Genomic DNA, 24092 nt, shown 5'->3' with positions numbered 1-24092 from the left:
TTATGCCATTATTTCGTGAAGCTTTTGAGTCAGTTCAGCTCTTTCAACTTCAAGAACCTCACCCGTTTTACGGATTTTCACTTCAACGATTCCCTCGGATGCCTTTTTACCAACAGTCACCCTGACAGGAAGACCCATCAAGTCAGAGTCTGCGAATTTTACGCCCGCACGTTCTTGACGATCATCCATAAGAACTTCCATGCCTTGTGCCTTTAGATCATTATATAAATCTTCTGCCAGTGCAGCCTGAGCCTCATCCTTCATATTGATTGGAATCAAATGGACTTGGTATGGCGCTAAATTCACTGGCCAGACCAACCCTTTTTCATCGTTGAATTGTTCAGCAACAGCGGCTAGTGTACGGGAAACACCAATGCCATAACAGCCCATGATCATAGGCTGCGTCCGTCCATTCTCATCCAGGAATGTCGCATTCATAGCTTCAGAATATTTAGTTCCCAGTTTGAATACGTGGCCTACCTCAATCCCTTTGGCAAATTTAATCTTTCCGTTTCCGTCCGGTGATGGGTCACCCTCTTGGATGAAACGAAGATCTATATAATTATCCACGTTAAAGTCACGAGCGGGATTTACGTTCACATAATGGTGGTCTTCCTCATTTGCACCACAAATTCCATTAACCATGGCCTCGACGGCAACATCCGCAATCACTTCGACTTCAGAAGTGACATTGATTGGTCCAAGAGATCCAATTGTACATCCTAAGACTTCTTTCGTCTCATTTGGATCGACCAATTCAACGATTGAAGCGTTATAGAAATTCTTCAGCTTGATATCATTGACTTCATGATCTCCTCTTACCAAAACAAGCACATACTTTTCATCCACTTTAAACAATAACGATTTTATTAGTTTCTCTGCACTAGTATTCAAGAATGAAGCAACTTCTTCAATCGTTTTTTGACCTGGTGTATGAATTTTTTCAAGTGCAATTTGTTCTTCGGAGCTTTTTTCATATTTTACGCTCACAGGTGCCATTTCAATATTAGCTGCATAATCGGAAGTATCAGAATATGCGATGGTATCCTCCCCAATTTCAGACAGGACCATGAATTCATGTGTATCCTTACCACCCATTGCCCCAGAATCGGCAATGACGGCACGGAAGTCCAGCCCACAGCGGCTGAATATATTCGAATATGCCGCATATAAATTTTTATAAACAGCATCCAGGCTTTCTTGATTAGCGTGGAAAGAATAAGCATCCTTCATGATGAACTCACGTCCACGCAACAATCCGAAACGCGGTCTTTTTTCATCACGGAATTTGGTTTGGATCTGATAAACCGTTAATGGAAGACGCTTATAGGATTTCACTTCATCACGAACTAAGCTGGTTATCACTTCTTCATGTGTGGCACCAAGCGCAAATTCACGGTTGTTGCGATCCTTAAGCCGCATCAACTCTGGACCATAGGTATACCAGCGTCCAGATTCCTGCCAGAATTCGGCTTGTTGCAGAGCAGGCATCAACAATTCTACCGCACCAGCATTTTCCATTTCTTCCCTAACGATAGCCTCAACCTTTTGAAGCACCTTTTTTCCAAGCGGCATAAAACTATATACCCCGCTGGAGTTTTGTCTCATAAATCCTGCACGTAATAGCAGCTGATGACTTTTGATTTCAGCATCTGCAGGCACTTCCCTTAATGTAGGGATCAACGTCATACTTTGTTTCATATCTGCACCTCTTCAATATTTCCTTTAAATTAATTGCGGCTTCGGTAAAATTCATACCGCAACATTAATACGGTCATTTTCATACAAAAAAGACTTTCCGCGTTTTTCAGAAAAGCTAATTTAATATACTCATTCTCGATTATACTTACGATTTCCCTAGAAAACAAACAATTTCCCCAAAACGGTTAAAAAACTAGGAAATCTCTTCAGATAAGAAAACGGCCAACAGATAAATCTGCTGGCCTGTTTTTGCATTATCCAAACTTATCTTACAGGAAGAATCGCTGGATATCATTCCATGTAACGACAATCATCAATAACATCAGCAAGGCAAAGCCGATGAAGTGGACCATTCCTTCTTTTTGACGGTCAATCGGTTTTCCTCTTAAGAATTCGACCACAAAGAATAACAGTCTTCCTCCATCCAATGCCGGCAGCGGAAGCAGGTTCATGATTCCCAGGTTAATGCTGAGCAGCCCAGCCCATTTCATTAACGTGAATAAACCTTGTTTCGCTACTTCCTCAGTTGATTTATATATTCCTACAGGACCGGATAAACTGTCGATCGTAAATCCACCCGTTACGAGGTCACCAAGGATGATGAAGATTTGTTTTGTCCAAAAATACGTTTCTGTGAAACCATATTGTATTGCTTTAATCGGTGCTTTTTCAACCGGAGGGTAAACGCCGATAATTCCGATTTTCTTCCCTTCCCTCTCCACTTCTTGTGGAACAACCGGAACTTCTAATGTTTTCCCGTCCCTGTCAACGACGAACTCGATCTCTTGCCCTGGGTTCTTTTGAATGCTTTCCTGAACATCTCCCCATGTGGAGACTTCCGTACCTTCGATGGATTGAATGATATCCCCCGATTTTAAACCGGCATTTACAGCCGAACCATCTGGAGTCAACTCACCAAGTTTCGCTTCATCCACCACGACTCCTTGAAACATGCCGATCAACACAAAAATGACAAAAGCCAAAACGAAATTCATTGCCGGTCCAGCTACAATCGTCAGGAAACGATGCCCAAGCGACTTTGAGGCAAATTGCCGATCAAAAGGAGCAATCTGGTTTTCTACACCATTTTCAACGATCACCGCTTCTTTATGAATGGCAAACGTTTTTAGTGTATCTTCCTCACCCTCCTCATAACCTGTAAGGATCAGTTTATGATCAAGATCGATCACTTCAACTTCCACAAGACGGATATCAGGATATTTATCTTTATTGTTCAAAATGATTTTTGTAACATTCTCTTCATTATCAAACATTAATCCCACCCGATAGCCGGGCTTCAATTCAATATTCTCTGCGTCTTCGCCAGCCATACGCACGTACCCGCCAAGAGGGAGCAATCGAATGGTATATACGGTTTCCTTCTTTTTATAAGTGAATACTTTTGGCCCGAAACCGATTGCGAACTCACGGCATAAAATTCCTGCTCGCTTTGCAAACACTAAGTGCCCAAGCTCATGGAAAAATACTAGAGCTCCAAAAATGATGATGAACGCTATAATCGTTTCTAAAGTCTGCATGTTCCGGTCACCTATCTTTCACTAAAGATTCTATATACTGCCTTGTCATATTATCGACTTCCTGAATCGTTTCTAAATCTGGAAGGGCTATGACGGAATGCTGATTAAGCGCCTTTTCAATCAATGTTTCTATATCAAGGAAGGTTACCTTTCCAGATAAGAACGCAGAGACTGCGGCTTCATTGGCGGCATTCAACACAGTAGTCATCGTTCCGCCCATTTTACCCGCTTTATATGCGAATTGCAAACAAGGATATCTGGTGAAATCCATATCGCTGAAGTGCAGTTTGCCTGCTTCAGCAAGATTAAGCCGTTTGCGACCTGTTAGCGGAATACGGTCTGGATAAGTAAGTGCATATTGTATCGGAACCCTCATATCCGGTGTCCCCAGTTGTGCCATCACGCTGGAGTCATGAAACTCAACCATGGAATGGATGATGCTCTCCTTATGAAGCAATACATCAATTTTATCGTAGGGAAGGTCGAATAGCCAGTGGGCCTCAATTACTTCCAATCCCTTATTCATCATTGATGCCGAATCTATGGTGATTTTAGCTCCCATTGACCAGTTCGGATGGTTCAGTGCCTCTTCCACCGTTACACCCTTCAATTCTTCCCTGGTCCGATCCCGAAAACTGCCTCCTGAAGCAGTAATGACAAGACGTTCTATATTTTTTTCCTTTTCACCTTGCAATGCCTGAAAAATAGCTGAATGCTCACTGTCAACCGGCAGTAATCTGACCCCCGCTTTTTTTGCTTCACTTATGACTAAATGACCTGCAGTCACCAAAGTCTCCTTGTTGGCGATGGCTATATCTTTTTTAGCCTTTATTGCTTGAAGTGTCGGATGAAGACCCACGCTTCCGATGACGGCATTGACCAATATCGTCGCTTGACCATAAACGGCAACAGCAGTCAATCCCTCATCTCCATACATGAACTCGATATCTTTGCGGCTGGAGAATTCACTTTTCAAAACATGATAATCTTCTTCCGTTTGGACTGAAACCAGTTTCGGTTTAAATTCTTTTATATAAGTCCTGACCAATTCTATATTCTTTCCAGCAGAAAGCGCCACAATCTTGAATTGATCTGGATGGGACCTTACTACATCCGCTGTTTGTTGACCAATCGATCCTGTCGCGCCCAAAAGGCTGATATTTTTCAAATTGTTCATCTCCTAATTCAATAACGCTTGCCTATATATATATTATAAAACATGCAATAAATGCAAAATCGGTAAAATGAATATCACGCTATCAAGCCTGTCCAAAATTCCCCCATGTCCCGGGAGAAGCTTCCCTGAATCTTTAACGCCATAGTGACGTTTATACGCCGATTGGACAAGATCACCCAATTGCCCGAATACCCCAATGATTAATGAAATCAATAATAATTGTAATAACGTGTAGTCAAGGTTGGAGAAGACGTAAAATAGAACACCCACTACCATAGCGGAAAATAACCCGCCGATAAATCCCTCCACCGTCTTGTTTGGACTTATTTCTGGCCATAGCTTTCTTTTACCAAGTGATTTACCAATGAAATAGGCTCCGGAATCGGTTGCCCAGATCGTAAATAGGGTAAGCAGGATATAGATTAGCCCCAACCCCAAAGAGTCCCGTGTTTCAAATAGGTAGTAGAAACCTATCCCCAAGTATAGGATTGAAATCACGAGAAAGCCTGCGTCATCAAAAGTGAAACGGTTTTTTGAAACGACTGTATAAAGTAACAGCAGCAAAATCCCGATTAAGAAGACTTGAACTTTATCGTAATTTATTTCCGCTAAAAAAGCGGTATGCTCATTAGGCAATAAAAGCACCCACAATAATATGTGTGCAAGAAATGATTCAAAAGACAATACACGTAACTTTTTCATTTTCATCAGTTCATACAAACCAATTGACCCTAACAGATAAACCGTCAGTAAAAAGGGAGTGCCCCCTAAAATGACTAGTGGAATGAAGATAGCGGCAACTACGACCGCCGTAATAATTCGTTGTTTCATTATTCCATTTTCCTCGCCTTCTACATTAAACGCCACCGAATCTTCGTGAACGCTTTTGATACTCCTCAACTGCCTGCAATAAATGCTCTTCACTAAAATCCGGCCATAGCACTTCAGTAAACCACATTTCAGTATAAGCCGACTGCCAAAGCATGAAATTGCTTAAACGGATTTCACCGCTTGTACGGATCAGTAAATCAGGATCCGACAAATGTTTGGTCATCAGATAACTGGATAACATTTCCTCAGTTACAGTTTCCTTTATTATACCATTCTTAGCATCATTCAAGATGCTATTCACTGCAGATACAATCTCCCCGCGGCTTCCATAATTCAGGGCAAAATTCAGAATCATCCCATCATTGCCTTTCGTGTCTTCCATTGCCCGTTTAACGGCACTTTGAGTATGTGACGGAATGAGAGACAAGTCCCCTATCATTTCAACTCTTACATTTTCGGAAATGAGCTCGGGTAAAAATGTCCCAAGAAATTCCTGTGGAAGCTTCATCAAAAAGTCTACTTCACTTTTCGGACGTTTCCAATTTTCAGTTGAAAACGCATAGACTGTCAAAGTCTTGACCCCTAATTTATTGGCAACTTTCGTAATCCTACGAACGGTTTTCATTCCTTCATGATGACCCGCCACACGTGGCAATGCACGCTTTTTGGCCCAACGGCCGTTTCCATCCATAATGATGGCTATATGCTGAGGAACATCAAACTGTTTAATATGCTGAATCCTATTTGTTACATCGGAAGAAGCATCTTTTTTAACGAAACGCTTCCAAAGTGAATACATATGTTAGTCCCCCATCAGGTTGTACTTATCTCTCTACAAAGGCAAAGTTGTCGTGCACTATGTATATCAAGCTTTCTGCCGCTTAAAAAGAATCTATATTATAATATCAAAAAAAAACTGGTTCTCATATTATTATTATGAAAATTATTTCTTCATTAGAAGCTAGAAAGGGAGAAATCATTACTTCTTTTTTTCTAAAACCGGTTTATGAATACCATGAAAAATGCAAAAAAAGGACCACCTCCAACGTTTGCATGCAACATACTAACTAAGGAGTAATCATAATCGGAGAAACCTTATTATAACAGTTTTCTCCTTTAAGCACACCTATATGTTAGAACCAAGACATGACCCGGTATGGATTCGGCCCTCTTTATTTAATCAATTCTTCAGCGAAAATTATACTTCCAAAATTTCTTTTTCTTTATCTTTTGTAATTTCATCGATTTTCGTGATATTGCCATCTGTCATCTTTTGGATGTCATCAGCATAGCCACGTAAATCATCTTCAGTGATTTCACCGCTTTTTTCAAGCTTTTTCAAATCATCATTTGCATCTCGACGCACATTACGGACAGCTATTTTCGCTTCTTCCGCTTCTTTTTTCACAACTTTCACAAGCTCTTTTCTACGCTCTTCAGTTAACGCCGGAATGGCTATCCTGATGATCGATCCATCATTGGAAGGATTTAAGCCTAGGTCTGATTTCAAAATCGCCTTTTCGATTTCACCCAACACCGTTTTATCATATGGTTGAATGACTAATAATCTGGCTTCCGGGACAGAAATGCCAGCCACTTGATTGACTGGTGTCTGCGAACCATAATAATCAATCGAGATTCTATCAAGCAATGAGGCATTTGCCCTTCCGGCACGGATGCTTGCTAATTCACGTGTGTACGCTCCAATGGCTTTTTCCATTTTCGTTTTCGCATTCGAAATAACTTGTTTCGGCATCTTTTATTTCCCCCTTACGATAGTTCCAAGCGTTTCGCCTAAAACGGCCCGTTTAATATTACCTTTTTCCATGATCGAGAAGACGATCAATGGAATATCATTGTCCATGCATAGCGAGGACGCAGTTGAATCCATTACTTCTAACCCTTCTTTAATCACATCAAGATAGGAAAGTTTATCATACTTCACTGCATTTTTGTCCTTAACCGGATCTGCATTGTATACGCCATCCACATTATTCTTCGCCATCAAGATGACATCAGCTTCAATTTCAGCAGCACGCAGGGCGGCAGTGGTATCCGTTGAGAAGTATGGATTACCTGTACCAGCTGCAAAAATCACCACTCTCTTTTTCTCCAGGTGCCTGATTGCACGGCGTCTAATGTATGGTTCTGCGACTTGTCTCATCTCAATGGAAGTTTGCACGCGCGTTTCAATTCCAAGCTGATCAAGGCTGTCTTGTAATGCCAATGAGTTCATGACTGTAGCCAGCATACCCATATAATCGGCATTAGCACGATCCATGCCCATTTCACTGCCTATTTTTCCGCGCCAAATGTTTCCGCCGCCGACAACAACAGCCACTTCCACATCAAGCTCAGCCACTTCCTTGACTTGTTCAGCAATGGATTTAATTACTGCAGGGTTAATTCCAAATCCTTCTTCACCGGCTAATGCTTCGCCACTTAGTTTTAGAACGACACGTTTATATTTAGCGTTACTCATGAGAACCTCCAACTATGTAATCTTTTCATTCGTTCATCATGTTTTCTTGCAATACTACCAAAAATTCATGACATTTCAAAAAATAGGGAACACAAGAGTGTTCCCTATTATTAATTATCAAACAATTAGTCTTTTTTAACTTGATTCATTACTTCTTCAGCAAAGTTTTCTTGACGTTTTTCAAGACCTTCCCCTACTTCATAACGAACGAATGATTGGATTTTTCCACCTTTAGATTCAACGAATTGTCCCACTTTTTGATCAGGGTTCTTAACGAAAGCTTGTTCGTTAACACAGATTTCTTCGTAGAATTTATTGATACGTCCTTCAACCATTTTTGCAACGATTTTTTCAGGTTTTCCTTCATTAAGTGCTTGCTGAGTAAGAACTTCGCGTTCGCGTTCTAGTTCGCTGGCATCAACTTGGTCACGAGAGATATATTTAGGGTTAATTGCAGCGATATGCATTGAAACGCCTTTAGCTGCCTCTTCATCAGTTGTACCTTCAAGAACTGATAATACGCTGATGCGTCCACCCATGTGAAGGTATGCACCAAATGCGTCGTTATCTGTTTTAGAAACGACTTGGAAACGGCGAAGAGTTAATTTTTCCCCGATTTTTGCAACAGCAGCATTGATATGATCTGCAACTTTTGCTCCATTTTCCATTGTTTGCTCAAGAGCTGCTTCAACGCTTTCAGGTTTGTTAGCAAGAAGGAATGAAGCCAATTCTTTAACAAGAATTTGGAAGCCTTCGTTTTTAGCAACGAAATCAGTTTCTGAGTTCACTTCAAGAATAACCGCTTGGTTTCCTTCCACAACGATTGAAGTTAGACCTTCAGCAGCAATACGGTCGCCTTTATTAGCTGCTTTTGCAATCCCTTTTTCACGTAGGAAATCGATTGCCTTTTCCATATCGCCTTCTGTTTGTACAAGTGCCTTTTTACAGTCCATCATGCCGGCACCAGTTTTTTCACGCAATTCTTTAACTAATTGTGCAGTGATTGCCATAATATATATCCTCCTCAAATTAAATGCAGTTTATTCAATCTTTACCCATTATTGCCAAAAAATACTTGTTATCATCAAAGAAAATAACGAGCTTTGACAATTTTCCTGAAAAAACATCAACTTTTTCAGTCAATTTGACGGAGCTAAACTAGTTGATGATTTTCATCCCTCAAAAATCGCCCATACCTTTTTATAAAGACATTCCGTACAGTGATTTTATGTAAGTTCATTTAGTGCAAAAAAAAGGGATAAAAGGCATTATCCTCTTATCACCTTTTTTCTTACTGAATAAGCAACCTTTTTTACTTATTAAGCAGTAGTTGTTTCAGTTGCTGTTTCTTCGCCTTGTTTAGCTTCTAAGATAGCATCTGCCATTTTACCTGTTAATAATTTAACAGCACGGATTGCATCGTCATTCGCAGGAATAACTACATCGATTTCATCCGGATCACAGTTTGTATCAACGATACCAACAAGTGGAATGTGTAATTTGTGTGCTTCCGCAACAGCAATACGCTCTTTGCGAGGGTCGATAACGAAGATCGCATCTGGAAGAGTCTTCATATCTTTAATACCGCCTAAGAATTTTTCTAAGCGATCCCATTCTTTTTTAAGTTGGATAACTTCTTTTTTAGGAAGGACTTCGAAAGTTCCGTTTTCTTCCATTTTTTCGATATCTTTAAGACGAGTGATACGTTTTTGGATTGTTTCAAAGTTTGTTAAAGTTCCACCTAACCAACGTTGGTTTACATAGTACATACCAGAACGGATAGCTTCTTCTTTAACAGATTCTTGAGCTTGCTTTTTAGTTCCGACGAAAAGAACAGTACCACCGTTAGCAGCTAGTTCTTTCACGAAGTTATAAGCTTCTTCAACCTTTTTAACTGTTTTTTGAAGGTCGATGATGTAGATGCCGTTACGCTCAGTGAAGATATATTTCTTCATTTTCGGGTTCCAGCGACGTGTTTGGTGTCCGAAATGCACACCAGCTTCAAGCAATTGTTTCATAGAAATGACTGACATTTTAGTTCCTCCTAAATGGTTTTGTTTTTCCTCCGCACCGATCATTTTCATACAGAAACTGTCGTAACAGCACCATCTGCAAGAATCACGGGGCGTGTGTAATAACACCATTTCATAATATATCATAATGACTCTGTACAATCAAGAGATAACTTATCTATTCTCACGAAACTTTAGTAATAGCTCTATCTCCGTTTGACCGCGACCTAACTTTTTGGCGATTTCCTCTACTGAATTCCCTTGATCCGCTAACATATCCACTTTTTCATCCAATGACCATTCATTTAACGAAGCCTGCAGCATGTCCGAAAATTCCATGCCAGCCGACTTCCCCTCGCTTTGAGGGGAAGTCGCTGCCGATGAAAGCTCCAATTTGTCCTCGACTTTAACGGGTAGAGCATTGGCCTCATTTTCTTCAGGCACTATTTTATAAGCGTTAATCGCCTTCATTTTAGCTGCGGCACGATTTCCCTCTTCATACTTACTGTTTTGTTCTTGTTTTTCATCTTTATCTTCCTTTGTTTCCTTGTTTGAACCATATTCTTTTTCTTTGTGTCCAAGATCGTGATTCATAGCCACCGAATTGGTGAATGCCTTTACCAATGTCTCGTTGTCCTCTTTCATCTCCATTAAATAACCTGACAAAAGTTGTTCCATTTCCCCAATGATGGCTTTTTGGTCTTTTTCCAACTTACTTAAAAGATTTTGGCGAAGATATAAAACGATGATGGCAAAAATGGTGAATATGTTTAATACAAACAACAGAAATATAAAAACCGCTGACATGTTGCCTCCTATTAACCGGAATAGTCAATCCTGTTACCTTAATACGGACGGGGATCTTTTTTCACTGTTGTTCTTCCTTGATTACTTTCTCTATGCTTTCATGAAAAAGTACAGTTCGAACATTCTGTGATTTCGACATTTATTGATCCGGGTACCCGTAAGAATTTTTTCAATTTGACATATAGGGGCTTTCTTCGTTCTCCAAAGCCCACTTCAAAAAAATCATGATTAAATCTTTTGATCTTGCATCGTGTTTCTTAATTTATATATCGCTTTCGAGTGAATTTGGGATATCCGGGAAGTAGATAATCCCATCACTTGTCCGATTTCGGTTAATGTTAGTTCTTCCTTATAAAAAAGCTGTAAAACCAACTGTTCTTTTTCATTAAGCGTTTCTATGACTTTGGCTAATTCGACATACAGTTCTTCCTTTAACACATGTTCCTCAGGTAAATCCGCCTTTTCATCTTTAATATGAAAATTCGCGCTTTCTTTATCGTCCTCTTGGGGATTTTCATCAATTGAAAGTACATTGGCAAAGAAATTCTCATTTAATGCAGCATATACTTCATCTTCCGGGATTTTCAATTCAGCGGCAATCTCATTTGGCGAAAGGTTCCTCATGTATTGCTGCTCCAGCCTTTCTATTGCAGATTCAATTTTCTTGGCTTTATCTCTTGCACTCCGTGGAAGCCAATCCTCTTTCCTTAATCCATCTAAAATAGCACCACGGATTCTAAAAGATGCATATGTGTCAAACTTCAGGTCACGCTTCGTATCAAAGCGCTCCAGGGCATCGAATAACCCCATCATCCCTAAACTTCTTATATCATCCCGGCTCACATTTTTAGGAAGACTTACCGAAATACGTTGAACATGATACGATACGAGAGGTATGTATTTCTTTACCAAAATGTCCCCGGCCAGCGGATCTCTGCAATCCACCCAATTTTTCCAACATAACTGCTCTTCTTCGATGGTCAGATGAGACATTGGACATCCTCCTAACATTGTTATATGATTTGTGATCAAAACGGCCCCTAAAGCCATAAATGATTATTGGTTCAGTAGCAAGTGTACCTGTCATATTTTTGACTTTTTAAAAGCCAATTCCGATCCTATATGTTTTTAGTCCCTTTAGTAACGGTCCGAATTTTTAGCAAACAATCCTTTAAATTGAATTCGATCGTTCTTCCGCTATTCCCGCCAACATCTTCGGCAACGACTCTTATCCGCAAGTCAGATAACTCTTTCCGGACAGCTTCCACATTCCGGGGTCCTATCCTCATTAAATCCCCTCCAGAGGCAAATTGAAACATTTGCGCTCCGCCAGCCAACTTCGCTTTTAGGAAAGGCATTCTTGCGCCTTCTTTTACTAAGATCTGCACTAATTCCTTAATGGCCGTATCTGCAAATTTGGCAATGTTGATCTGTCCCGATTTAGCGAGTGAAGAGTCAGGCAGCATGATATGGGCCAAACCTGCAATTTCTTTTTTTTCATCATAAATCACGACTCCAACACACGACCCCAACCCGGAAGTACGAATCGTATCGGGAGGTTTTATTATATTCATATCCGCTATTCCAACCTTAACAACCTGGTCCTTTAACAATTCAGTCATTAGGTGACACTCCTAAAGCAGAAAAAATGATATCAAGAAATTCGGGATCAGGTAATAGAAAGAAATGACCATTAATGGAGTCATCAAAAAGTTGGTCTTTTTCAAGTACTGTATCAATGACGATGGCTGCGTCACTTACTTGAGATAATTCCAATAATCCATAACTGATCGTTGCCCCTACCATATCGATGCTCAAGGAAGGAACGGATGGATGGATATTCAATCGGGTGAAATCAGAAAGGGAAGAGAGATAGGATCCCGCTAATATATTCCCTAACTCCTGAAGGCAAGAGCGTGCCAATTCATTATAGGGTGCTGAATCTATTAAAAAGGTCACATCACCAGTCATCTTACGAATCAAGTATTCAGCTACGGGTAGCGCAAGGATAAAAAACATGCTCCCTGAAGCATCACCTTCCATTCTAAGGAAAACGCTGGCAACGACGTGATCTGCCCCGCCAGCCATTTCCATCATTTCATCAAAGGAAACGATTCGGACATTAGGAACATTCATAGCAATTTTCCTATTAAGGATGGCAGAAAGCGCGGTTGCTGCGTTCCCTGCACCTATATTACCGATTTCCTTCAAAATATCGAGTTGAAGCGGGTTAATTTTCTCAATGAATGACATATGATTATCCTTCTCTTAACATATTTTCAGTCACTTCTAGACTTAAGGCCTTCTCCAAATTAATTAGGACGAGCAGTCGTTTCTCAATTTTAGCCACTCCGCTAATATATTCTGAAGCTAGATGTCCCACAATTTCAGGCTGAGGTTCGATACTTTCCACGGGAATATCCAAAACATCATTAGCAGAGTCCACTATTAGCCCCACTTCCATATCATCCAGAAAGACGACTATAATCCTTGTTGACTCATCGTATTCCACCTCTTCGAAACCAAACCGAACCCGTAAATCAATAATTGGAGTGATTACACCCCTTAAATTTATGACTCCCTTAACAAATTTTACAGTCTTTGGAACTCTGGTAATATGCAGAAGCTTTTCGATACCACTGACCTTATCCACTGGAATTGCATATTCTTTATCCATAATTTGAAATACAATTACTTTCATATCCTCCGACATCTATTCCCCTCCTTTTAAAAAACACATGATGATTGTAAAGCCTTGATACGCATCGGCACGGTCGAACTAACGCCCCATTACCCTGCCCCATTTATCTATCATTCAATGAATCAATGTGTTGCAATCTATGATTAAAGCAACTTGCCCATCACCAAGTATCGTTGCCCCGGAAATTGCAAATGCACTAGTTAAATAATTACCTAATGACTTCAGAACGATTTCCAGCTGCCCGATAAATGAATCAACGACTAATCCTGCTAATTTATCACCTTTTCTTACAATGACCACAGAGAGGGACTCTTCTTCTTCCTGACTGATAGGAACTTCGAATATATCTTTCAAGAACAGAAGCGGTAGAACCTTTCCCCTGTAGTCAATAACTTGTTGATTATGGGCATTCATGATATCTGCTCTTTTTATTATTGCTGTTTCAATAATGGAAGAAAGCGGTATGGCATATTTTTCGTTTTGGATTTCAACCAGCATGACAGAAATAATGGACAATGTAAGCGGAAGTTGAATAAGGAAGATGGATCCTTCATTCTCTTTGGAATCGATTGTGACAGTTCCACCGAGGGACTCAATAGTATTTTTAACCACATCGAGCCCCACACCCCGTCCCGATACATCTGAAATGGTTTCCGCTGTTGAAAAACCAGAAGCGAATATCAATTCATAGATTTGCTTATCCGTTAGGGTGGCGGCAGTTTCCTTAGTTAATATCCCATTGGATAGGGCCTTGTTCAAGACTCGATCTTTATTGATGCCTGCGCCGTCATCCTCGATTTCAATGAAAACATGATTACCGCTGTGATATGCTTTTAAGAGGATTTTACCTTCTTCATTCTTTCCTTTAGCCAAACGTTCTTCAGTTGTTTCAATTCCATGATCCATGGCGTTTCTTATTAAATGGACGAGTGGATCACCGATTTCATCAATGACTGTACGATCAAGTTCCGTTTCGGCACCGTTGATTTCCAAATTGACTTTCTTGTTTAAATCCCTTGCCAATTGACGAACCATTTTAGGAAAACGATTGAATACAGTTTCCACGGGCACCATCCGCATGTTCAATACGATTGTTTGTAAATCACTTGTTATACGGGACATTCTTTCTACTGTTTCATGCAATTCTTGATTATCCAAATCACTGGAAATTTGATCAAGTCTGCCTCTATCGATTACTAGTTCCTCGAATAAATTCATTAATATATCAAGCCGCTCAATGTTCACCCGAATGGTCTTGCTTGATGCCGGCTTGACGGGAGTCTGTTTTTTCTTATCATCGTTATCAGTTGGTAGCAAGGCATCATTTGACTCTTGTTTTAGAATTTCAGTAACATTATCCTCGTTAGATTTAGCTTCATGCCGCACGCATTCTAGATCAATTGCATTTACAACAACTTGATCCACTTCGGTAACCTTCATGATTTTTTTCTTTATCTCTTCACCCGATTCTGTTGTTACCATCGTGACTGTAAATTGCTGATCGAATTGCTCTTCTTCCAAAAGTTCGACGGGTGGGTGGGACTTGATTACTTCACCTGACTTTTCAAGCACTTCGAAAACCATAAACACACGGGCAGCTTTTAAAAGACAGTCCTCACGCAACCCTATCGAAATTTCGAAGCTGTTAAACCCCTGATCCTTTGACTGTTGAAGTACTGTCCATTCAAATTCATCATACTCTCCCGCAATCATTTCCTTCTTTTCCAGGACGGCAGAAGCTGCTGCAATCTCTGCATTGGTGGAAGAAAAGGGCGACTCCCCTTTTTCAATCATTTCCAGCTGATGGACAACATCCTTCACATTTCTTTTTCCATCTCCACCTTCAGCAATGGACATGACCATTGCTTCTAAATGATCAACCGCTAAAAATATCACATCAAACAATTCAGGCGAAAGGGCGATTTGGCTGTTTCGGATCGCATCCAGCACATTCTCCATTTTATGAGTTAAGTTGGCTAGATCCTCATACCCCATAGTTGCCGACATCCCTTTTAAGGTATGGGCGGAACGAAAGATTTCGTTTACGATCGAGAGGTCTTCCGGGTTCTTTTCGAGTACCAGCAACTGTTCGCTGCACGTTTGAAGATGTTCTTTACTTTCCTCTATAAATACCTCTAAATATTGATTCATATCCATACAATCTCACACCTCCACGTGTTAACAATAGCTTATTATCGCTTTAGCTATTTCTTCTACATCCTCTACGCTATCTATTAACTTGGTATTGATTGCCGCTTTAGGCATACCAAAAACGATTGATGTCTCCTGTGATTCGGCTATCGCTTTTAAAGGACCCTTTTGTTTAAGATTTGTAAGCCCTCTCGCCCCGTCCTTTCCCATCCCGGTCATGATAACGGCTATTTTCGCAGAATCATTCATTTCACTTACCGATTCAAATAGCACATCAACCGACGGGCGATGTCCATGACGCACTTCGGATTGATCCAAATGGATTGCCCAGCTCATCCCGACCTTCTTCACTTTCAAGTGAAAACCTCCAGGTGCGATGTAGGCGATACCTTTTTGAATCAGTTCTCCCTCTTCAGCTTCCTTCACTTTAATCTTGCATAATGAATTCAGGCGTGTTGCCAAGGATTTTGTGAAACCGGGGGGCATATGCTGGACAATGAGTATGGGTGCATCAATTTCTTCTGGGAGTCCTGTCAAGACTGTCTGCAGCGCTCTCGGGCCTCCTGTTGATGTGCCGATAACGATTATCTTTTTATATCCATAGGACCATTTTTTTATATTTTTTTCGCTTTTAGGTATTTGTATTGAATCTATTTTACTATATTTTCCCCAAACGGATGGGCTTCTTTCAATATTTTTCGCATGTTTTTCTAGTTTGTGAACATTTGCCCTGCTGGCAGCCATAACTTTTTCTTGGAGTTCTTTCTTGATTTTATGTAAATCCAATGAAATGGCTCCCGAAGGCTTAGCCACAAAGTCAAAGGCTCCACTGTTCATGGCGGCAAATGTATTTTCCGTTCCTTTTTTCGTGGTGCTTGATAACATGACTACAGCGGTCGGACATTCATTCATAATCCGGTTTAATGCTTCCAAGCCGTCCATTATCGGCATTTCCACATCCAAAGTCACGACATCGGGTTTTAAAGCCTTTATTTTGTCAATGGCATCTCTTCCATTCCTGGCAGTCCCGATGACTTCCACCCTGCTATCTTCTGCTAAAAACTCTGAAATTAACTTTCTCATAAACGCAGAATCGTCCACTATCAGCACTTTTACTTTACCCATATAAGGAGACCTACTTTCCAAAAAAATATCTCTTCATATTTTGGAGGAAATGACTTTTTTGCAAAGTCAATTCTTCCCCAAATGAATGATTTGCATATCTTGAAGCAATGTCCAAAATGGCTTTCGATACATCGGCTTCAGAATCGAAAAGGAGAAAGGGCATTTGTTTGGTAACAGATTTAGGTACGGTTCTATCATCTGGCAAGTACCCTAGAGCTACAGTTTCCAGCCCCAAAAATTTCACTAGTGCATTTTGGAGCCGCTTAATCGTTTCTTTGCCGTCCTTACTCGTGAAAACCCGATTGCAAACTAGGAACAATGGAATCTCTTTATTTACTGAATGGATATATTTCATTGCGGAGTAAGCATCCATGATAGAAGTTGGTTCCGGCGTCGTGATAACGACTAATTCATCCACACATAACAGGAATTTCATGGAATCCTTAGTGATGCCTGCTCCCATATCAAATAATATATAATCGTAATTCGCCAACAATAAACTGAATTCTTCATTAAAACGGGTATAATGATCTTCATCAAGTGAAAAGAGATCCGTCAACCCTGTCCCACCTGTAATGATTGAAATATTTCCCGGTCCTGACATGATGATATCCTTCAAACTACAATCTTTTTCAAAAAAATCAATAATACTGCAGGGAGAGTGTTCACCTATCAAAATATCAATATTCCCCATACCGATATCCATGTCGAACAACAGTACCTTTTTGCCTCTTTGGGATAAGGCAATGGAAAAATTCAAAGTAAAGTTTGATTTTCCCACTCCACCTTTACCGCTTAAAACGGCAATCGTTTTGGCCATTGTCTTATTTTGGCGGGCTTCCAATCTTTTTCGTAAATTCTCAGCTTGATCTTTCATATTTTTTAGCCCCGATAGCCATTTTCAATAGCTGTGATGATGTAGCTATTTCAATATCGTCTGGCACATTCTGTCCATCTGTTATATAGGCCGCTCCCAATTTATGAGTGTGTATAAAATTAAAAATCGGTCCGAAAGTGGAGGTTTCGTCCGCTTTTGTAAAAATCACCTGTTTAATCGGTATGCTAGCAAACTGTCGGTAAATATCTTCCATATCCTTTTGTTTAGAAGTCAATGACAACACTAAGTAGGTTTCCATCTCATCAGTAAAATGGATGATTTCATTAAGATCCTTAACATATTGCGGGTTACGGAAATTCCTTCCTGCCGTATCAATAAAAACATAATCGTAATGGGAGAAGCGTTCAGCCGCTCTTTTGAAGTCTTCCAGGTTATAAGCGACTTCAATGGGAACGTTTAGAATCTTGGCATATGTCTTAAGTTGATCTATTGCAGCGATCCTGTACGTATCCGTCGTAATGAAAGCCACCTTTTTATCATGCTTCAACATGGTTTCCGCAGCTATTTTTGCCAAGGTCGTTGTCTTTCCCACACCTGTTGGACCAACAATATTAATATACTTTTTTTGCAGCCCGTTTTTTCCATTTTCGGCCTTTTCCAAAATCGCGAACATGGCTTCTTCCAACCAAACTTGAACCTCTTCATCAGTGGATTGCTGTTTAAAAACGAACCATTTTTCAAGCAGTTCATCCATGATTTGGCACCGAAGTGATATATCCACTTCCTGCTCAGTTAGGTATTCATGGATTTTCTGCAGTTTCGCCGGATATTTTCTATCAAGTGAATAGGTTTGCAAACTCTTTATCATATCTTTCAAACCTTCGATCTCTTTTACTAAGTCAGCACTTTCCCTATTGCCTTCATTAGGCTCATGGGCATGACTTGCCACTTCCAGCTTTGATGGCAACTTCTTCGATTTTTGTTTGGTTACGGTTTGGACAGGCTGTGACACGGGGTCTATGGCTGCAATGACTTCAATATTCCTCTTTTTGAATAATCCTAAGAAACCACCAGTATATACAGCCTTTGAACTTAAGATTACCGCATCACTGCCTAGTTCCTCCCTTATTCGCTTCATTGCCTCGTTCATTGATGGTGCCAAATATTTCTTTACCTTCAATCGAAATTCACCACCCCTACACTTTGTACTTCTACATTCGATTCGAGTTCATTGTATGAAAGAATCGGTACATTAGGAAAATATCGTTCAGTTAATTGCCGGGCATACATCCTTACTGCTGGAGAACAGAGTAAGATCGGTTGGTGATCCATTAGGGTCAGCTCTTCCAATTTGGCTGCAATTGCCTCCAATATGGATTGTGATATAGTTGGATCCAATGATAAAAAATTACCATGTTCGGTTTGCTGTACACTATCCGCGATGGTCTTTTCCACTTTCCCTGATAATGTTATGACTTTAATTCTATTTTCATCCGAAAGAAAAGAATTCGTTATTTGCCTGGCTAAATTCTGCCTTACATATTCAGTAAGCAAATCTGTATCAGTCGATAACTTGCCATAATCAGCAAGTGTTTCGAAAATGATCGGTAAGTTCCTTATTGAAACTTTTTCCTTCAATAATTTTCCCAATACCTTTTGCACATCTCCTATGGACAAGGGGTTCGGAGTGACTTCCTCTACTAGTATAGGTGCCGATTCGTGGAGATGATCGATCAATTGTTTCGTTTCCTGCCTGCCCAATAATTCATGCGCATTGGCTTTTATCACTTCCGTCAAGTGAGTGGATACAACACTTGGCGGGTCCACAACTGTATAACCCAACATCTCGGCATGTTCTTTCATATCATCCGTGATCCACTTGGCCGGTAAACCGAAAGACGGTTCTATCGTATCGATTCCTTCTATTGAATCATCCTCCATCCCTGGACTCATGGCCAAGAAATGATTTAGGAGCAATTCCCCCTTGGCCATGACACTTCCTTTAATCTTCAGCCGATATTCATTGGGATTCAACTGAATGTTGTCACGTATTCTGACCACAGGGATCACGAGTCCCAATTCAATTGCAAGCTGCCTGCGGATCATGACGACCCTGTCCAGCAGGTCTCCCCCTTGATTGGCATCCGCAAGCGGAATCAATCCATATCCAAACTCAAATTCGATCGGGTCGACACTTAAAAGGTTAACAACGCTTTCTGGACTTTTCATTTCATCGGTTTCCAATACTTCTTCCATTTCTTGTATTTCATTTTCGTCCTGATTTGGTATCCTTGAAATTGTATACCCTCCAACGACTAATAAAGCAGCGATCGGAATCGTGAATAGGTCGGAAATGGGAGTGAATAAACCTAAAAGGAAAATGGTTGCAGCTGTCAGGTAAAGCATTTTGGGAAATTGGAATAACTGTTCAACAATATCCGCTCCGAGGTTTCCATTCGAGGCTGCCCGGGTTACGACAATACCCGTAGCTGTAGAAATCAATAAAGCAGGTACCTGACTCACGATACCGTCACCAACCGATAACATGGAAAAATGGACGGCTGCTTCTCCAAAGCTCATGTCCAATTGCATGACGCCAATAATCATACCGAAAATCAAGTTTATGATGACAATGATGATGCCCGCTATGGCATCCCCTTTAACAAACTTACTCGCTCCATCCATGGATCCATAAAAGTCTGCTTCGTTACTGATTTTTTCCCTTCTGCCACGTGCTTCGTTTTCGGAGATCATCCCAGCATTCAAATCTGCATCTATGGCCATCTGTTTCCCTGGCATCGCATCCAGCGTAAACCTAGCCGCTACCTCCGAGACCCGTTCGGAGCCTTTGGTGATGACGATGAAATTGATGATGACCAAAATGATGAATACAACTAATCCTACAAGCACGTTACCGCCGACTACAAACGACCCAAAGGTTTCTACAACTCCTCCAGCATCACCATAGGTCAAAATGGCACGAGTCGTCGAAACATTCAACCCCAGCCTGAACAATGTCAGTAAAAGGAGCAAGGAAGGAAAGATTGAAAATTCGAGAGGTTCTTTCATATTCATCGTAGTCAATAGAACCAGCAACGCAAGAGAGATATTTAAAAGGAGTAAAATACTTAACAACCATGTTGGCAATGGAATGACCAACATGGTAACGATCATGATGACGCTTGATATAACAACTAAATCTCTTGCTCGCATGTTTTTTCTCTCCTAACTAGCGGGTTACCCTATTACTTCTTTACAGTTTACCTTTGGTTTTATATACAAAGGCCAGTATTTCAGCGACCGCCTTAAAGAACTCTTCAGGTATCGCCTGGCCTAATTCAGCTTGATCATATAATGACCTGGCCAAAGGCCGATTTTCCACCATGGCCACATCGTTTTCTTTAGCAATGAATTTAATTTTCTGAGCAACAAAATCAACGCCTTTTGCCACTACGTACGGAGCCTCAGCTTTTTCTTCATCATATTTTAAAGCAATAGCAAAATGCGTCGGGTTAGTGATGACGACATCCGCATTGGGAATTTCCTGCATCATTCTTTGTGCGGCCATCTGCCTTTGCTTTTGCTTTATCTTGGATTTGATGAGCGGGTCCCCTTCGGAGTTTTTATACTCATCCTTAATATCCTGTTTGGACATCCGGATGTTTTTTTCAAAGTCATATTTTTGGTACAAATAGTCTAATAGAGCAATGAACAATAAAGCCACGGCAGCATAAAACCCTACTTTAATCGTAATATCCGCCAATGTTGCCATCGCTTCTTCCACAGAAATCTGTGATAAAATCATAATCTCGTCCATGCGCTGCCATAGTACATAAAAGGCAACAAAGCCAACAAATGATATTTTAAGAATGGATTTCAATAATTCAACGATGGCCCTCATTGAAAAAATACGTTTGAATCCTTTAATGGGATCCAATTTATCCAGTTTGAACTGAATGGATTCAGTCGAAAACAAAAAACCGATTTGCATGACATTAGCCAGTATCCCAGCCACTATCGCTGCTGCGAAAACGGGTCCCAGGATAAGGCCCATCTCCTTTAAAACCTCAATCATGATAATTTGCATATTCTCCTCACTGAATCCAGTCAAGGTAAAATGTTGCAGATATTCTTTCATTAGACCGAGCAGATGATTATACATGTATGGTCCCATAAGCATTAGCACAGAAAACACTGCAATTAAATTCACAGAGGTATTTACATCCTGACTCTTTGCCACCTGACCTTTTTTCTTCGAATCCTGACGTTTTTTGGGAGTCGCCTTTTCGGTCTTCTCTCCAGCGAAAAACTGTAAATCCAGCTGAAACCTCTCCATATCAAACGCCTCCAATCAACTGCATTAGTTGACGCATGGTCAAAAGCAAGAAATTGAAGAGTTGTGTTACAACTGTCATCATCATCCCCATTACCAGTATGATAACCGCTAAGCCGGCAATGATTTTCACTGGGATCCCGACAACGAACACATTTAATTGAGGGACCGTCCTGGCAAGGATCCCTAACGTGACATCCACTAAGAAAATACTTCCCACTACAGGTATGGACATTTGAAAAGCAATCATGAAAGCTTTGCTGAAAGCTTTGGCCAAATATTCTATTAGTGTTTGATCTCCGAATGGTACAAATAATTGGTCAATCGGGATGAACTGGTAACTATAAAATATTCCATCCAAAAGCAAATGGTGGCCGTTCGTACTCAATAGAAATAATAAAGCGATTGTATATAGGTATTGTCCCATCAGCGGGCTTTGCGCCCCCGTTTGGGGATCGATGACATTCGCAATTGAAAAACCCATTTGAAAATCAATCAATCCTCCAGCGATTTGAACGGCTGATAAAATCATATAAGCGGCAAACCCGATGAAAAGCCCAACCAGCGCTTCCTTTATGATCAATAAATAAAATGTGACATCCAATACCAGAACCGGGGCATCAATGGTATAGTACATGATCCAGGCAAGGAAGATCCCAAGCCCTACCCGATGTTGTACCGGTATTGAACGGTAAGAAAAAATCGGCATGGCCACGAAAAACGTAGTGACCCGTACCACAATTAATAAAAAGGCGGGAAAGTGCGGAAATAGTTCCTCCATGTCCTACCCTACAAATCGATTCAGATTACCGAATATTTCATTTGCGTATGATAATAGGTGGCTCAGCATCCATGGAGCCAATAAAATGAGTCCCAATAAGACTGCCACGATTTTTGGAACAAATGCCAAGGTTTGTTCCTGAATCTGTGTAGTCGCCTGAAAGATGCTTACTAGCAGTCCTACTATAAGAGCGATGACCATCAATGGGCCAGCGATAATCAATACCATATAAATTCCTTTTTCTGCTATATCAATAACAAAATCTGCACTCATTTTTTCTCACCTGCTTAAAAACTCTGTAATAAAGACTTCACTACTAAATACCATCCGTCAACAAGAATGAAAAGGAGGATTTTAAATGGCAGGGAAATCATGACTGGCGGCAACATCATCATCCCCATTGACATCAGGACACTGGCAACGACCATATCGATAACCAGAAATGGTATGAAAATCATAAAACCTATTTGAAAAGCCGTTTTGATTTCACTGATAGCAAAAGCTGGTACAAAGGCAGTCAAGGGTATGTCCTGTATCGTTTCCGGCTTATCCACCTTGGCATACTCCAAGAATAACGCCAGATCCTTTTGCCTTGTATGGGCACTCATGAATTCCTTAAATGGTATCGAGGCCTGAACATATGCCTCTTCTAAATCTATCTCTTCATTAAATAACGGGGTTAATGCCTTTTCATTCACTTCCTGAAAAGTCGGTGCCATTATGAAGAATGTCATGAAAAGTGCCAGGCCGACCAGTACCTGGTTCGGCGGCATCTGCTGGGTAGCTAGCGATGTTCTCACAAAGCTCAGGACAATGATGATTCTTGTAAAACAGGTCATCAAGATTAATATGCTTGGTGCCAGCGATAAGACAGTCATTAGGAGAACAAGTTTTACGGAAGTAGAGACATTAGTGGGATCACTGTTATTAAAAAACTCCATGAACTCATTCATTCATTGTCTCTTCCTTTCCTACCAAGCTCATTTAACAGCCTTTTCCTGCTATCGGACATTTGATCAAGTTGATTTTTGAACTCTGCAGAGATACTGGCAGTTCCGGATTCGCTTTTCTTCGACCACTTATTTTTCAACTTCATGGCAAATTCCCCAGGCTGGATCATTTGATCGATCTTATCGTTGTGATCTTTCAAAAGCTGTTCATATTCCTCGGGATCATCTATTTCTTTCAAGAGCTGAATGTTTTCGCCAACCCCGATCACCAATATTCGCCCGCCTACTTTAACAAGCTGGACTGAACGATTTGCCCCAAGGCCCGTACCGCCTAAATTCTCCACTGAATTTGCCTTTTGATACGATTTATTTTTTTTATTGATGAATTTCAATAGGGTATATAGAAGGGCCACAACAAAAATAGTAGCAAATATCATCCTCAGAAACTCCCAAACGGTTATCCCCACTTTATCAGGATTAGAAGTCTGTCCGGTAGATTTCGAGTCTATTGATTCATCTTTATCCACCTTTAAATCATCTGGCTGCTCATAAACATCCTTCACTGTTTTATCAAGGTCTTCCGCATGGGCCTGTATGGCCCCAGAGAAGAATACTGCTATCAACAGTGAGACCTGAAGCCATTTTTTTATTAAAAACAATATGAA

Annotated in this window: 24 protein-coding genes; all 24 read right to left on the bottom strand. The window is 40.6% G+C overall.

What is annotated here, in order from left to right; translation table 11 throughout:
- The 24 genes from JNUCC41_RS17170 to JNUCC41_RS17055 all read right to left on the bottom strand — a co-directional run bounded on the left by JNUCC41_RS17170 (window position 1) and on the right by JNUCC41_RS17055 (window position 24086).
- Entirely contained in the window at window positions 1–1701 is a 1701-nt protein-coding gene (locus tag JNUCC41_RS17170) for a proline--tRNA ligase (RefSeq protein ID WP_192204052.1), read from the bottom strand.
- A 269-nt stretch (window positions 1702–1970) separates the two neighbouring features.
- Window positions 1971–3239, bottom strand: coding sequence for an RIP metalloprotease RseP (rseP, locus tag JNUCC41_RS17165; protein ID WP_192204051.1), 1269 nt, complete (start codon window positions 3237–3239; stop codon window positions 1971–1973).
- Between the two features lie 7 nt (window positions 3240–3246).
- Window positions 3247–4407: a 1-deoxy-D-xylulose-5-phosphate reductoisomerase gene (gene dxr / locus JNUCC41_RS17160; protein WP_192204050.1), complete on the bottom strand. Its 1161-nt coding sequence runs from the start codon at window positions 4405–4407 to the stop codon at window positions 3247–3249.
- Between the two features lie 42 nt (window positions 4408–4449).
- The gene (locus tag JNUCC41_RS17155) at window positions 4450–5247 is read right to left on the bottom strand and encodes a phosphatidate cytidylyltransferase (protein ID WP_192204049.1); all 798 of its coding nucleotides are present in this window, start codon (window positions 5245–5247) and stop codon (window positions 4450–4452) included.
- A 25-nt stretch (window positions 5248–5272) separates the two neighbouring features.
- The gene (locus JNUCC41_RS17150; protein ID WP_192204048.1) at window positions 5273–6046 is read right to left on the bottom strand and encodes an undecaprenyl pyrophosphate synthase; all 774 of its coding nucleotides are present in this window, start codon (window positions 6044–6046) and stop codon (window positions 5273–5275) included.
- A 399-nt stretch (window positions 6047–6445) separates the two neighbouring features.
- Window positions 6446–7003: a ribosome recycling factor gene (frr, locus tag JNUCC41_RS17145; RefSeq protein WP_192204047.1), complete on the bottom strand. Its 558-nt coding sequence runs from the start codon at window positions 7001–7003 to the stop codon at window positions 6446–6448.
- A gap of 3 nt (window positions 7004–7006) precedes the next feature.
- Window positions 7007–7729 carry a UMP kinase gene (pyrH, locus tag JNUCC41_RS17140; RefSeq protein WP_034313639.1) on the bottom strand — a complete coding sequence of 241 codons (723 nt, stop codon included), beginning with the start codon at window positions 7727–7729 and terminating at the stop codon, window positions 7007–7009.
- Window positions 7730–7854: 125 nt separating this feature from the next.
- Window positions 7855–8739, bottom strand: coding sequence for a translation elongation factor Ts (tsf, locus tag JNUCC41_RS17135; RefSeq protein WP_076366479.1), 885 nt, complete (start codon window positions 8737–8739; stop codon window positions 7855–7857).
- Window positions 8740–9048: 309 nt separating this feature from the next.
- The gene (gene rpsB / locus JNUCC41_RS17130; protein WP_053345349.1) at window positions 9049–9762 is read right to left on the bottom strand and encodes a 30S ribosomal protein S2; all 714 of its coding nucleotides are present in this window, start codon (window positions 9760–9762) and stop codon (window positions 9049–9051) included.
- Window positions 9763–9915: 153 nt separating this feature from the next.
- Complete coding sequence (locus JNUCC41_RS17125; RefSeq protein ID WP_192204046.1) at window positions 9916–10548, bottom strand: hypothetical protein; 633 nt, start codon at window positions 10546–10548, stop codon at window positions 9916–9918.
- A gap of 228 nt (window positions 10549–10776) precedes the next feature.
- Window positions 10777–11541: a FliA/WhiG family RNA polymerase sigma factor gene (locus tag JNUCC41_RS17120; RefSeq protein ID WP_192204045.1), complete on the bottom strand. Its 765-nt coding sequence runs from the start codon at window positions 11539–11541 to the stop codon at window positions 10777–10779.
- A 125-nt stretch (window positions 11542–11666) separates the two neighbouring features.
- Entirely contained in the window at window positions 11667–12170 is a 504-nt protein-coding gene (locus JNUCC41_RS17115; protein WP_192204044.1) for a chemotaxis protein CheD, read from the bottom strand.
- Window positions 12163–12801, bottom strand: a complete 639-nt coding sequence (locus JNUCC41_RS17110; protein WP_192204043.1) for a chemotaxis protein CheC — start codon at window positions 12799–12801, stop codon at window positions 12163–12165. Before JNUCC41_RS17110 ends, JNUCC41_RS17115 begins: the two co-directional genes overlap by 8 nt.
- A gap of 4 nt (window positions 12802–12805) precedes the next feature.
- Entirely contained in the window at window positions 12806–13261 is a 456-nt protein-coding gene (locus tag JNUCC41_RS17105; RefSeq protein WP_192204042.1) for a chemotaxis protein CheW, read from the bottom strand.
- A 102-nt stretch (window positions 13262–13363) separates the two neighbouring features.
- On the bottom strand, window positions 13364–15406 hold the full coding sequence (locus JNUCC41_RS17100; protein WP_192204041.1) for a chemotaxis protein CheA: 2043 nt from the start codon (window positions 15404–15406) through the stop codon (window positions 13364–13366).
- Window positions 15407–15427: 21 nt separating this feature from the next.
- The gene (locus tag JNUCC41_RS17095; RefSeq protein ID WP_192204040.1) at window positions 15428–16525 is read right to left on the bottom strand and encodes a protein-glutamate methylesterase/protein-glutamine glutaminase; all 1098 of its coding nucleotides are present in this window, start codon (window positions 16523–16525) and stop codon (window positions 15428–15430) included.
- Between the two features lie 10 nt (window positions 16526–16535).
- Window positions 16536–17402, bottom strand: coding sequence for a MinD/ParA family protein (locus JNUCC41_RS17090; RefSeq protein WP_192204039.1), 867 nt, complete (start codon window positions 17400–17402; stop codon window positions 16536–16538).
- Window positions 17386–18543, bottom strand: a complete 1158-nt coding sequence (gene flhF, locus JNUCC41_RS17085; RefSeq protein ID WP_192204038.1) for a flagellar biosynthesis GTPase FlhF — start codon at window positions 18541–18543, stop codon at window positions 17386–17388. Before flhF ends, JNUCC41_RS17090 begins: the two co-directional genes overlap by 17 nt.
- Window positions 18540–20576, bottom strand: a complete 2037-nt coding sequence (flhA, locus tag JNUCC41_RS17080; RefSeq protein WP_192204037.1) for a flagellar biosynthesis protein FlhA — start codon at window positions 20574–20576, stop codon at window positions 18540–18542. The genes flhF and flhA overlap by 4 nt, the downstream gene beginning before the upstream one ends.
- Window positions 20577–20616: 40 nt before the next feature.
- A complete protein-coding gene (gene flhB, locus JNUCC41_RS17075) occupies window positions 20617–21699 on the bottom strand; it encodes a flagellar biosynthesis protein FlhB (protein ID WP_192204036.1) in 1083 nt (360 codons plus the stop codon).
- A 1-nt stretch (window position 21700) separates the two neighbouring features.
- Window positions 21701–22477, bottom strand: coding sequence for a flagellar biosynthetic protein FliR (gene fliR / locus JNUCC41_RS17070; protein WP_192204035.1), 777 nt, complete (start codon window positions 22475–22477; stop codon window positions 21701–21703).
- 3 nt (window positions 22478–22480) lie between these two features.
- Window positions 22481–22750: a flagellar biosynthesis protein FliQ gene (fliQ, locus tag JNUCC41_RS17065; protein WP_101224658.1), complete on the bottom strand. Its 270-nt coding sequence runs from the start codon at window positions 22748–22750 to the stop codon at window positions 22481–22483.
- 14 nt (window positions 22751–22764) lie between these two features.
- Window positions 22765–23430, bottom strand: a complete 666-nt coding sequence (gene fliP, locus JNUCC41_RS17060) for a flagellar type III secretion system pore protein FliP (protein ID WP_063231854.1) — start codon at window positions 23428–23430, stop codon at window positions 22765–22767.
- Entirely contained in the window at window positions 23427–24086 is a 660-nt protein-coding gene (locus JNUCC41_RS17055) for a flagellar biosynthetic protein FliO (RefSeq protein WP_192204034.1), read from the bottom strand. The genes fliP and JNUCC41_RS17055 overlap by 4 nt, the downstream gene beginning before the upstream one ends.
- Window positions 24087–24092 lie beyond the last annotated feature (6 nt).

Origin of the sequence: Brevibacillus sp. JNUCC-41 (assembly GCF_014844095.1) — a bacterium.
GTDB lineage: Bacteria > Bacillota > Bacilli > Bacillales > DSM-1321 > Peribacillus > Peribacillus aracenensis.
Note: the sequence above shows the minus strand (reverse complement) of the source record. Positions and strands in the feature narration are given on the sequence as shown.

Excerpts from the sequence above, each read along its gene's own strand:
- JNUCC41_RS17170 (WP_192204052.1), bottom strand. The coding sequence starts at position 1,701 with ATGAAACAAAGTATGACGTTGATCCCTACATTAAGGGAAGTGCCTGCA.
- rseP (WP_192204051.1), bottom strand. The coding sequence starts at position 3,239 with ATGCAGACTTTAGAAACGATTATAGCGTTCATCATCATTTTTGGAGCT.
- JNUCC41_RS17155 (WP_192204049.1), bottom strand. The coding sequence starts at position 5,247 with ATGAAACAACGAATTATTACGGCGGTCGTAGTTGCCGCTATCTTCATT.
- JNUCC41_RS17150 (WP_192204048.1), bottom strand. The coding sequence starts at position 6,046 with ATGTATTCACTTTGGAAGCGTTTCGTTAAAAAAGATGCTTCTTCCGAT.
- frr (WP_192204047.1), bottom strand. The coding sequence starts at position 7,003 with ATGCCGAAACAAGTTATTTCGAATGCGAAAACGAAAATGGAAAAAGCC.
- pyrH (WP_034313639.1), bottom strand. The coding sequence starts at position 7,729 with ATGAGTAACGCTAAATATAAACGTGTCGTTCTAAAACTAAGTGGCGAA.
- tsf (WP_076366479.1), bottom strand. The coding sequence starts at position 8,739 with ATGGCAATCACTGCACAATTAGTTAAAGAATTGCGTGAAAAAACTGGT.
- rpsB (WP_053345349.1), bottom strand. The coding sequence starts at position 9,762 with ATGTCAGTCATTTCTATGAAACAATTGCTTGAAGCTGGTGTGCATTTC.
- JNUCC41_RS17125 (WP_192204046.1), bottom strand. The coding sequence starts at position 10,548 with ATGTCAGCGGTTTTTATATTTCTGTTGTTTGTATTAAACATATTCACC.
- JNUCC41_RS17120 (WP_192204045.1), bottom strand. The coding sequence starts at position 11,541 with ATGTCTCATCTGACCATCGAAGAAGAGCAGTTATGTTGGAAAAATTGG.
- JNUCC41_RS17115 (WP_192204044.1), bottom strand. The coding sequence starts at position 12,170 with ATGACTGAATTGTTAAAGGACCAGGTTGTTAAGGTTGGAATAGCGGAT.
- JNUCC41_RS17110 (WP_192204043.1), bottom strand. The coding sequence starts at position 12,801 with ATGTCATTCATTGAGAAAATTAACCCGCTTCAACTCGATATTTTGAAG.
- JNUCC41_RS17105 (WP_192204042.1), bottom strand. The coding sequence starts at position 13,261 with ATGTCGGAGGATATGAAAGTAATTGTATTTCAAATTATGGATAAAGAA.
- JNUCC41_RS17100 (WP_192204041.1), bottom strand. The coding sequence starts at position 15,406 with ATGGATATGAATCAATATTTAGAGGTATTTATAGAGGAAAGTAAAGAA.
- JNUCC41_RS17095 (WP_192204040.1), bottom strand. The coding sequence starts at position 16,525 with ATGGGTAAAGTAAAAGTGCTGATAGTGGACGATTCTGCGTTTATGAGA.
- JNUCC41_RS17090 (WP_192204039.1), bottom strand. The coding sequence starts at position 17,402 with ATGAAAGATCAAGCTGAGAATTTACGAAAAAGATTGGAAGCCCGCCAA.
- flhA (WP_192204037.1), bottom strand. The coding sequence starts at position 20,576 with ATGCGAGCAAGAGATTTAGTTGTTATATCAAGCGTCATCATGATCGTT.
- flhB (WP_192204036.1), bottom strand. The coding sequence starts at position 21,699 with ATGGAGAGGTTTCAGCTGGATTTACAGTTTTTCGCTGGAGAGAAGACC.
- fliR (WP_192204035.1), bottom strand. The coding sequence starts at position 22,477 with ATGGAGGAACTATTTCCGCACTTTCCCGCCTTTTTATTAATTGTGGTA.
- fliQ (WP_101224658.1), bottom strand. The coding sequence starts at position 22,750 with ATGAGTGCAGATTTTGTTATTGATATAGCAGAAAAAGGAATTTATATG.
- fliP (WP_063231854.1), bottom strand. The coding sequence starts at position 23,430 with ATGAATGAGTTCATGGAGTTTTTTAATAACAGTGATCCCACTAATGTC.